Origin of the sequence: Prosthecobacter sp. (genome assembly GCF_014879935.1) — a bacterium.
Classification (GTDB): Bacteria; Verrucomicrobiota; Verrucomicrobiia; order Verrucomicrobiales; family Verrucomicrobiaceae; genus Prosthecobacter.
Genome location: NZ_JACSRD010000169.1, coordinates 152,947 through 161,578, shown reverse-complemented (window position 1 = coordinate 161,578; position 8,632 = coordinate 152,947). Strand labels below are relative to the sequence as shown.

Genomic DNA, 8,632 nt, shown 5'->3' with positions numbered 1-8,632 from the left:
AGATGTGTATAAGAGACAGCCTCGGCGTCCTTGATGCCGAGAATCTCCTGGGCGCGGCGGAGGGCGTTGCGGGTGGCGAGGTTGGGGTTGGCGGGGCTGGCGGGGAAGATGTTTTCCTTCCCCACCACTTCGACGAGCCCGGCGTCCTTCAGCACCCGGTAGAGGTCCTTCACCACGCCGCTGATGATGAGATCGCGTCCGTCGCCGCGCAGGCTGCGCACGAGTTCCTCGATGGCCATGGCGCAGGTCGCATCGAGGTGGCGCGCGTTTTTGAGCCGCAGCACGATGATGCGCAGATTGGGATCGGCGCAGGAGCGCTGAATCTGCGTGCGGAAGAGCTCGGCGGAGCCAAAGAACAGCTCACCCTCCACATGCACGATGGAGATGGCCGGATGCTGCCGCCCGCCTGCCTTCGCCTCGGTGAGGTGGCCTTCCTCGTTGAATTGGTATTCGACCAGCGACGGGTGACTGGCCTTGCGCAGATACAGCACGATGGAAACACCGATGCCGACGAAAATCGCCACGTGCAGCGGCAGCATGAGCGTGGCCGCGAGAGTGACGATGAACACGATCGCGTCCGAGCGTGTGGCGTGCAGGCAGATGGAGATGTGCCGCCGGTTGAAGAGTGAAACGGCCACGCACACCACCAGCGTCGCGAGCGTCGCCCGCGGGATGTAGGCCACGGCGGCACCGAGCGTCAAAGCGCCGACGAGGCAACAGAAGCCGTTGAACATGCTGGCGAGGCCCGTGCGCGCCCCGGACGCGTGGTTCAAGGCCGAACGCGTGAGCGAACACGAGGCGGGCATGCCGCTGAGATAGGTGCAGGCGAGATTCGCCGCTCCGAGTGCGATCATGTCCTGATTCGGATCGACGCTCTGGTTGCTGCGGCTGGCCAGCGTCTTGGACATGGCGCTGTTTTCCAGCGTGGCGAGGAAGGCCAGCGCGAAGGCGAGGCCGAAGAGGCGGCTGGCATCCGCCAGCGCCCGGCTTGAAAGGAAGTCGGGGAAGGGGGGCAGCAGCTCGTTCCAGGTGAAGGTGGCGTTGCTAAACGTGGGCACCTGCAGGCCGAAGGCGGCTGGAATCAGGGCCAGCAGGGAGATCACGATCAGCGTGGTGGCAAAAGCCGGCCAGCGCGGCAGCCAGCGCTTGATGCCGAGGTAGCAGCCGAAGGTCAGCGCGGAGAAGAGGATGCTCAGCCAGCTCGCCCGGTCCAGATGGGAGAAGATGCGATGAATGTGGCCGGGAAAGGTGTTCACGATCTTCCCGCTGGCCTGCAGCACCTCCGACGGGATGCCGAGCAGCACGGGAAGCTGGTTCGCCGCGATGAGGATCGACGCCCCGGTGACGTAAGCCACCACCACGGTGCGGCTGATGAACTGCGTCAGGTCCGCCACACGCAAAAAAGCGCCCATGATCAGCAAGGCCGCCGTCATGAAGACCAGCAGCGGCATCATGCCGATGCGATCCAGGTGCGGATAGGCCGCGAAGTAGGAGAACACCATGAACGCGGTCGCATTGGTCGGCCCGAAGATGGTGTTTCGTGATGAGGAAAGCAACGGCCCCACCAGCGCGGCGATGGCGGAGCAGGTGATGCCGTATTGCAGCGGCAGGCCGGCGATCAGCGCGTAGGCCATGCCCTGCGGGATGTCCAGCAGCGCCACGGTGCTGCCGGCGCGGAAGTCGGAGGCGAAACTGCGTTTTCCATAGCCCCTGAGCGACCGCTTCAGCGGAAACGGGTCCAGCGCACTCTCCGTGACGACCTTTTTCAGCAACGACCGTCCCTCCTGTGTGAGATCACGCAGCCGCTGAATCCAGGATCGAAGGTCGGGTGCCACAACAACAAGCTCCTCAGGTATGCCGGGGCCATGCTAGACGCGCAGGCGTGAAGCACAAGCACTCAGGACATCGTTCGCCAGTGGACGGAAACCGTGTCTCTTTCCAAGCTAAAGACATGTCTGAACCCGATCCTGAAGCGATCCCTGAGCTGGTGGAGCATCCCATCGGCCCGGAGCTCGACCTGCACACTTTCCGCCCGGATGAGATCAGCAGCCTGCTGCCGGAGTACTTCGCGGAGTGCCGGAAGCGCGGCATCCTGCGCGTCCGCATCATCCACGGCAAAGGCAGCGGCACCTTGAGAACCGGTGTGCATCAGTTGCTCGCGAAACTGCCGGAGGTGCGGCAGTGGATCTGGCCCGCCGATGAAACCAGCGGCTCCTGGGGTGCGACCTGGGTGATTCTGGAGTAGGCGCATTCGCCAGAATGCGGATCTGCGGCCTCGTTCTGGCGAACGAATCTACAAAGTCCAGTTCGCGCTCGTCCACACCCTCGGCTTCTTGTTCTCCAGCTTCTCCAGATCGAGAGGCGTGCTGTTTTTCACCTCCAGCTTCTGGCCGCGGATGTCGAACGTGAGCGGGCCGGCCAGGTCGGCCTTTTCCAGCCAGAAGCGCAGGCGGACATCGGAGGTGGCCTGCGCCTCGATGCTGGCGGGTTTCTCGGCGGGCAGGATGAAGGGCGGGACGTCCTTTCCGGCGGCGTTGATCAGACGCACGTCGGGCGGTGTCAGGTAGAGCGGGCGCGGGCTGGTGTTCTTGTAGCGGATTTCGAGATCGAGCCGGGCATTGCCAAAATCACGCTCCAGCGTGCAGCGGCGGAGCTGGAGTGGCGCATCGGCCTTCATCTCGGCCACAGGGCCGTCATCGGTGGGGAGGCTGTCGGATTGAAAGGACCACCAGATGGCCGCCACGCCCGCCAGGAGCAGCAGCCAGACCTCGAATCGTTTGAACAAGTGCATGGAGGGAAGAACCGGGTTTTCCGGGGTTGTCAAACCGGGAAGTTGTCCTAGCATGCCCGCCCCCCAGGCCCGGGACCGGATTCCCTGCCTCGCGGCCTCCGCTTATGGACCAGCTTCCCCCCATGAACATCAACGTCGAACACCAGCCCAACTGCCGCGCCGTCGCCCACGTCCGCGTTCCCGCCGACCAGGTCGGCAAGGAGCGTGATGCGATCATCACCTATTTCGCCAGCATGGTGCGCCTTCCAGGTTACCGCCCCGGCAAGACACCAAAGACCATCGTCGCGAAGCGTTACGAGAACGAGGTGAAGGACGAGCTGGAAAAGAAGCTCATCAGCGAAGGCCTGCGCCAGGCCGTGAAGAGCGAAGGCCTTGAGCTGCTGAATGTCCTCGCTGTGAACGACAAGATGTATCACGACACGGACAAAAGCTTCAGCTTCACCATCGAGATGAGCCTCGCGCCGAAGTTTGAGCTGCCGGAATACACCGGCATCCCGGTCAAACTGCCGCGCATCGAGGTCACCGACGCCGATGTCGATCACGACCTGCTCCACCTGCGCGAAAACCAGGCCACCTATGAAGACGTGGACCGCGACGCCGCCATCGGTGATGTCGTCGTGCTCAGCACCACCGGCAGTGTCGATGGCCAGCCGCTCGACGAGGATGCCCCGGCGCACCTCAAGGAGATGAAGGAAAACTGGTTCCTGCTCGCCGAGGAGGACGACTTCCTCCCGGGCTTCTACGCCGGCCTGGTCGGCATCAAGAAGGACGACGAGCGCTCGCTGAACCTCGCCATCGCCGACGACTTCAAATACGAAACGCTGCGTGGCAAGACCCTCACCCTGGCCGCGAAATGCCTGGGTGTGAAGAACAAGGCCGTGCCGGAGCTGACCGAGGAGTTCATCAAGAAGATCGGTGGTGACGAAATGACCATGGAGACGCTGCGCGACGAGGTGCGCGACGCCATCCGCCGCCGCAAGGAGCAGGCCCGCGACGCCGCGAAGGCCAACCAGGTCATCGCCCACCTGTTCGAGAAGGTCGAATTCGACCTGCCGCAGGAAGTCGTGAACCGCGAAGCCCAGCGCCGCACCAACGAGATCGCCATGCGTGCCATGCAGCAGGGCATCAGCGAGGACGAACTGGTGAAGCAGCAGGACGAGATCCTCAACAGCGCCACCAACCAGGCCCGCAACAACGTGAAGGTGAGCTTCATCCTCGAGCAGATCGCGAAGAAAGAAGCGCTCGAAGTCCCCGGCCAGAAAGTCGCCATGGCCCTCGCACAGATCGCCGAGCGTCAGAAGATGCCCGCGAAGAAGTTCATGGCCGAGGCCCAGAAAAACGGCCTCATCGACAACGTGCGCGGTGACCTGCTCCTGCAGGAAGCCATGGAGTTCCTCAAGGACAAGGCCGTCGTCGAAGAGACCGACCCCGAGCCCGAGCACTGCGACGTGCACAGCAAGTGATCGCACACGAGCCTTGGACCAGCGAAGCCCTTCCGGTTGACCTGTTTCACAGCTCCTTGATCGAAACATTCCTGAACTGAATCAGGCTGGAGGCCGGCGAGAGTTCGCCGGTCTTCGCGTTTTTGCCGCCGTGATGCTGGAGGCCGAGTTTTCCTTTCGCAGGAACGCCGGGAAGTTGCGCGTTTTCGATCACCGTTTTGCCGTTGAGCACGACCGTGAGTCGGTCGCCCTTCATCGTGATCTCGAAGGTGTTCCATTCGCCCACGGGCTTGTCGGCCTTCACCTTTGGCGTCACGCCGGCGCGCACTTCGGGCGGCATCGTTTTGTCCATGCGGTAGCCATAGACCTCGCCACTGCCGATGGGCCAGCACCAGATGTTGATCTGCGACTTGCCCTGGCCGCGCAGGTAGATGCCGGAGTCGGCGTTTGGCGTCGGGATTTTGATCTCCTTGCCGTTTTCATCGAGCTTGTGCGTGCCGTCGGGCAAAACGACGGGCATGTCGTAGAGCCCGGTGGTCTGTTTGAGCCGCCAGTCGATCTTGAGTGTGAAGTCGCCGTATTCTTTGTCGGTCCAAAGGTTCTTGTCCTTCCCCGGTGCCTCGCTGCACGCGTCGTAGTCGATGACGCCGTCGATCACCTTCCAGTGGCCGTTGTCGCCTTCGGGAATGGCCCAGTTCGTGAGGTCTTTGCCGTTGAACAGCGGGGTAAAGCCGTCATCGGCAGCGAAAGCAGCGGTGGAGAGGCAGAGAAGGGCGGTGAGACAGGTCTTCATGGTCGCGAGAGAACGAACTCCGCCAGGTTTGCATTGCACAGAGGCACGAAGTTCCAGGCTACGCTTGAAACATCTGCCTTCACCCCTCACCCGGCCTCTCCCCGAAGAATGCTGTGTTATTCTGCGAAGGTCAGCGACGGGGAGAGGGGATTCGTTTTGCGCCAGCTCCAATGCGAAATCCCTCTCCCCGCCCCATGCAGGTCTCGCTTTGAGGTTCACTTCGGGGAGAGGTTAGGTGAGGTGTCGATTGGAAGCCGCGAAGGTGAATCTGCATGGTCCTGGCTTGCCAAGCATCTGACAATCATGCCAAGAGTATCGGATGCCTCACGATCTCCACGCCGCCCTGAAACAGCACTTTGGCCATGCGGCCTTTCGTGCCGGGCAGCAGCAGGTAATGGAAGCTCTACTGGCCGGACGCAGTGCGCTGGCACTGTTTCCGACGAGCGCGGGCAAATCGCTCTGCTATCAACTGCCGGCGCTGCTGATGGACGGCGTGACGCTCGTGATCTCGCCGCTGATCGCGCTGATGAAGGACCAGGTGCAGGCGCTCAAGGCCCGCGGCATCGCTGCGGCACGGCTCGACTCATCGCTCAGCCAGCAGGATGCCGCGGAGGTCTTCGAAGGCATGCGAAATGGCACGTTGAAGCTGCTCTACATCGCCCCGGAGCGGCTCATGAATGAAAATTTCGTCGAGCGGCTGAAGCGCCTCAAAATCTCGATGATGGCCGTCGATGAAGCGCACTGCATCTCCGAGTGGGGGCACAATTTCCGCCCCGAATACCTGCGCCTCGCGTTGGTGGCGAAGGAACTCGGCATCAAGCCCGTGCTCGCGCTCACCGCCACGGCCACGCCATCCGTCGCGGCGGACATTCGCAAGGCGTTTGGCATTGAGCAGGCAGATCACGTGCAAACGACCTTCCTGCGATCGAATCTGCACTTCCGCATCACACCCTGCACCGCGCAGCAACGCCTGCCGGTGCTCACCAAGCTGCTGCTCAAGCGAAAGGTGCCCAGCATCGTCTATGTCACGCTGCAAAACACCGCGGAGCACGTCGCCACGCACTTGCAGAAAAGCGGCGTGAACGCGCTCGCCTACCACGCCGGTTTGCCGGACGAGCATCGCCACGCCGCACAGGATGCGTTCATGAGCGGGCAGACGGACGTCATCGTGGCGACGATCGCCTTCGGCATGGGCATCGACAAGGCGGACATCCGCGCCGTGTATCACTACAACCTGCCGAAGACGCTCGAAAACTACTCGCAGGAAACCGGACGCGCCGGCCGCGATGGCAAAACCTCCGTCTGCGAGATGCTCACCTGCGCCGATGACTGCATCGTGCTGGAAAACTTCACCTTCGGCGACACACCCACGCCACAGGCCATCCGCCAGCTTCTTGACCACCTGCTGCTCGGCGGCAGCGAATTCGCTGTGTCGATGTACGACCTCTCGCACGCCACGGACATCCGTCCGCTGGTCATCGAAACGGTGATCACGAATCTGGAACTCGATGGCATCCTCCGCCCGCTCGGCTCCTTCTACGCCAGCTACCAGTTCCGCTTCCTCCAGCCCGAGCCGCGCATTCTTTCCGGCCACAAACCCGAACGGCAGGCGTTTTTGCGCCAGTTGTTCCAATGCGGCAAACGCGGCACGAAATGGACGACGCTCAATCCCGACGAAGCCGCCGCCGAACTCAACGAACCGCGTGATCGCGTGCTCAAAGCGCTCACCTGGCTTCAAGAGTGCGGCGACATCGAGCTCAAACCCAGCGGCAGCCGCCAGAAGTATCGTCTCTCGGAAGATGCGCATCGTCGCGATCCGAAGGAGATCACGAAAAAGATGCAGCAGCTCTTTGCCGACCGCGAACGCCGCGATGTCGAGCGTCTGCGGCAGGTGATCGAACTCGCCAGTCATCGCGGCTGCCTCACGAAATGGCTTCTCAACTACTTCGGCGAAACGATGGAGGCCGATTGCGGCACCTGCACGAGCTGCAAAGAGCGTGAAAAAGGCCTCACGGATGATTCACCACGTGAAATTCCGCAATCTGCGACCCCGCCGATCACCACGGAGCATGTCGCCGCGATCCAGGAGCTGCTGCGGGAGAAACATCCTTCGTTGCGGACCGGGCGCCAGCTCGCTCGTTTCCTCTGCGGCCTCACCAGTCCCGCGACGAGTCGCGAGCGCCTCAGCCGTCATCCGAACTTCGGCCTGCTGGAGCGCATTCCCTTCGCCGATGTCCTGGCGCAGACAGATTCCATGCTGAGATAGGCGCTGACGAAACACCACGCGGCCTGCTGACGATAAACAGGGATGAAACCCACCCGCGCACGTCATGTCGTCCTCGCCGGGCTCTGCGTGGCAGCAGCACTGGCGTATTTCGTGCGGAATGGCGTGGCTCCGGCGGAGAGCACGATCCGCGCGGATCTCGGCCTCACGAAGGAGCAGTCGGGCATGATGATGAGCGCGTTTTTCTGGCCGTATGCGCTTTGCCAGATCCCGGCGGCGATGCTGGCGCAGCGTCTCGGCGCACGATGGGCGCTGGCGCTCTACGCGGTGATGTGGTCGCTGGCCACCGCCGGTTTTGCCCTGGGCCAGTTGGGCTGGATGACCGCCTCCCGGGCCTTCATGGGCGTGGCGCAGGCGGGACTCGTGCCGGTGGGCGTGAGCGCGATGGCGCGATGGTTTCCCAAATCATCGCAAGCCACCGCAGCAGGGGCCTTCAGCGGTTTCATGTCCGCCGGGAGCATCGTCGCAGCGCCGTTGACGGCGTGGCTGGTGTCCGATCTCGGCTGGCGCTGGATGTTCGTGCTCTACGCGGTTCCGGGTGTGCTGTGGGCGGCATGGTTCGCGTGGTGGCATCGTGATGAGCCCGCGCTGCATCCGGCGGTGAATGCGATCGAGCTGGAATTGATCGGACCATCGGCCGTGAAAGCTTCCAGCGAGGCTTCGGCGGCCTCGTGGCGTTCATTGACTGCCAATCCAGTCTTGGGTTTGCTCTGTCTGCAGCAGTTCTGTCGTGCGGCGGGCTACATTTTCTTCGCGAGCTGGTTTGCCACCTACCTGCAAGAGGCGCGAGGCATGGCGCTGGTGAAATCGGCGTGGCTCACCACGCTGCCGTTGCTGGCGGATGTAGCGGGCGGCTTTTCCGGCGGGCTGATCTCTGATGCCTTGCTGCGCCGCACGCAGAGCCGCCGCATCGCGCGGCAAGGCATGGCGATGACCGCGCTGCTGCTGTGCGCGGCGCTCATCTTCACGGCGTGGTTTGTCGCTGATCCAGTGCTCGCCGTGCTGGTGATCAGCACAGGCATGTACTGCGCCGGGGTGGTGAATCCGTGCTACTCCGCCACGCTCATGACCTGTGGCGGAGCACAAACCGCGACCTGGAGCGCCGTCACGAACATGTGCGGGAACTTCGGCGCGGCCAGTTTCCCCATCCTCGTGCCGTGGCTCATTGCCCATGCGGGTGGCTGGGACGCGGTGCTGTTCGCGTTCGGTGGCATCTACATCATCGCCACGGTGTTCTGGGCCTTCATCCGGACTGAACACGCGTCGTAGCGCCGGACGGGCGGAGGTTTTTGGCGCACCCCGGGGCATTGAAACCGACTTTT

The 8,632-nt window shown here is 62.9% G+C and carries 7 protein-coding genes; 4 read left to right on the top strand and 3 right to left on the bottom strand.

Going from position 1 to position 8,632, the window contains the following annotated elements; genetic code table 11:
* Positions 1 to 1,835, bottom strand: a 1,835-nt coding sequence (locus IAE77_RS17595; RefSeq protein WP_294229166.1) for a SulP family inorganic anion transporter, incomplete at its 3' end; no start/stop codon positions are given.
* 116 nt (positions 1,836 to 1,951) lie between these two features.
* Here IAE77_RS17595 and IAE77_RS17590 point away from each other — a divergent pair.
* On the top strand, positions 1,952 to 2,245 hold the full coding sequence (locus IAE77_RS17590; protein WP_294229164.1) for a Smr/MutS family protein: 294 nt from the start codon (positions 1,952 to 1,954) through the stop codon (positions 2,243 to 2,245).
* Positions 2,246 to 2,293: 48 nt separating this feature from the next.
* On the opposite strand, the gene IAE77_RS17585 is transcribed toward IAE77_RS17590, so the two are convergent.
* The gene (locus IAE77_RS17585) at positions 2,294 to 2,791 is read right to left on the bottom strand and encodes a hypothetical protein (protein ID WP_294229162.1); all 498 of its coding nucleotides are present in this window, start codon (positions 2,789 to 2,791) and stop codon (positions 2,294 to 2,296) included.
* Positions 2,792 to 2,913: 122 nt separating this feature from the next.
* Between IAE77_RS17585 and tig the strand changes: the two genes are divergently transcribed.
* A complete protein-coding gene (gene tig / locus IAE77_RS17580) occupies positions 2,914 to 4,254 on the top strand; it encodes a trigger factor (RefSeq protein ID WP_294229160.1) in 1,341 nt (446 codons plus the stop codon).
* Positions 4,255 to 4,300: 46 nt separating this feature from the next.
* Here the strand turns inward: tig and IAE77_RS17575 are convergent, their stop codons facing one another.
* Entirely contained in the window at positions 4,301 to 5,026 is a 726-nt protein-coding gene (locus tag IAE77_RS17575; protein WP_294229158.1) for a DUF1080 domain-containing protein, read from the bottom strand.
* Positions 5,027 to 5,345: 319 nt separating this feature from the next.
* Between IAE77_RS17575 and IAE77_RS17570 the strand changes: the two genes are divergently transcribed.
* Positions 5,346 to 7,292: an ATP-dependent DNA helicase RecQ gene (locus tag IAE77_RS17570; protein ID WP_294229156.1), complete on the top strand. Its 1,947-nt coding sequence runs from the start codon at positions 5,346 to 5,348 to the stop codon at positions 7,290 to 7,292.
* Positions 7,293 to 7,334: 42 nt separating this feature from the next.
* Positions 7,335 to 8,579: an MFS transporter gene (locus IAE77_RS17565; protein WP_294229154.1), complete on the top strand. Its 1,245-nt coding sequence runs from the start codon at positions 7,335 to 7,337 to the stop codon at positions 8,577 to 8,579.
* The last annotated feature ends 53 nt before the right edge of the window (positions 8,580 to 8,632 follow it).

Excerpts from the sequence above, each read along its gene's own strand:
- IAE77_RS17590 (WP_294229164.1), top strand. The coding sequence starts at position 1,952 with ATGTCTGAACCCGATCCTGAAGCGATCCCTGAGCTGGTGGAGCATCCC.
- IAE77_RS17585 (WP_294229162.1), bottom strand. The coding sequence starts at position 2,791 with ATGCACTTGTTCAAACGATTCGAGGTCTGGCTGCTGCTCCTGGCGGGC.
- tig (WP_294229160.1), top strand. The coding sequence starts at position 2,914 with ATGAACATCAACGTCGAACACCAGCCCAACTGCCGCGCCGTCGCCCAC.
- IAE77_RS17575 (WP_294229158.1), bottom strand. The coding sequence starts at position 5,026 with ATGAAGACCTGTCTCACCGCCCTTCTCTGCCTCTCCACCGCTGCTTTC.
- IAE77_RS17570 (WP_294229156.1), top strand. The coding sequence starts at position 5,346 with ATGCCTCACGATCTCCACGCCGCCCTGAAACAGCACTTTGGCCATGCG.
- IAE77_RS17565 (WP_294229154.1), top strand. The coding sequence starts at position 7,335 with ATGAAACCCACCCGCGCACGTCATGTCGTCCTCGCCGGGCTCTGCGTG.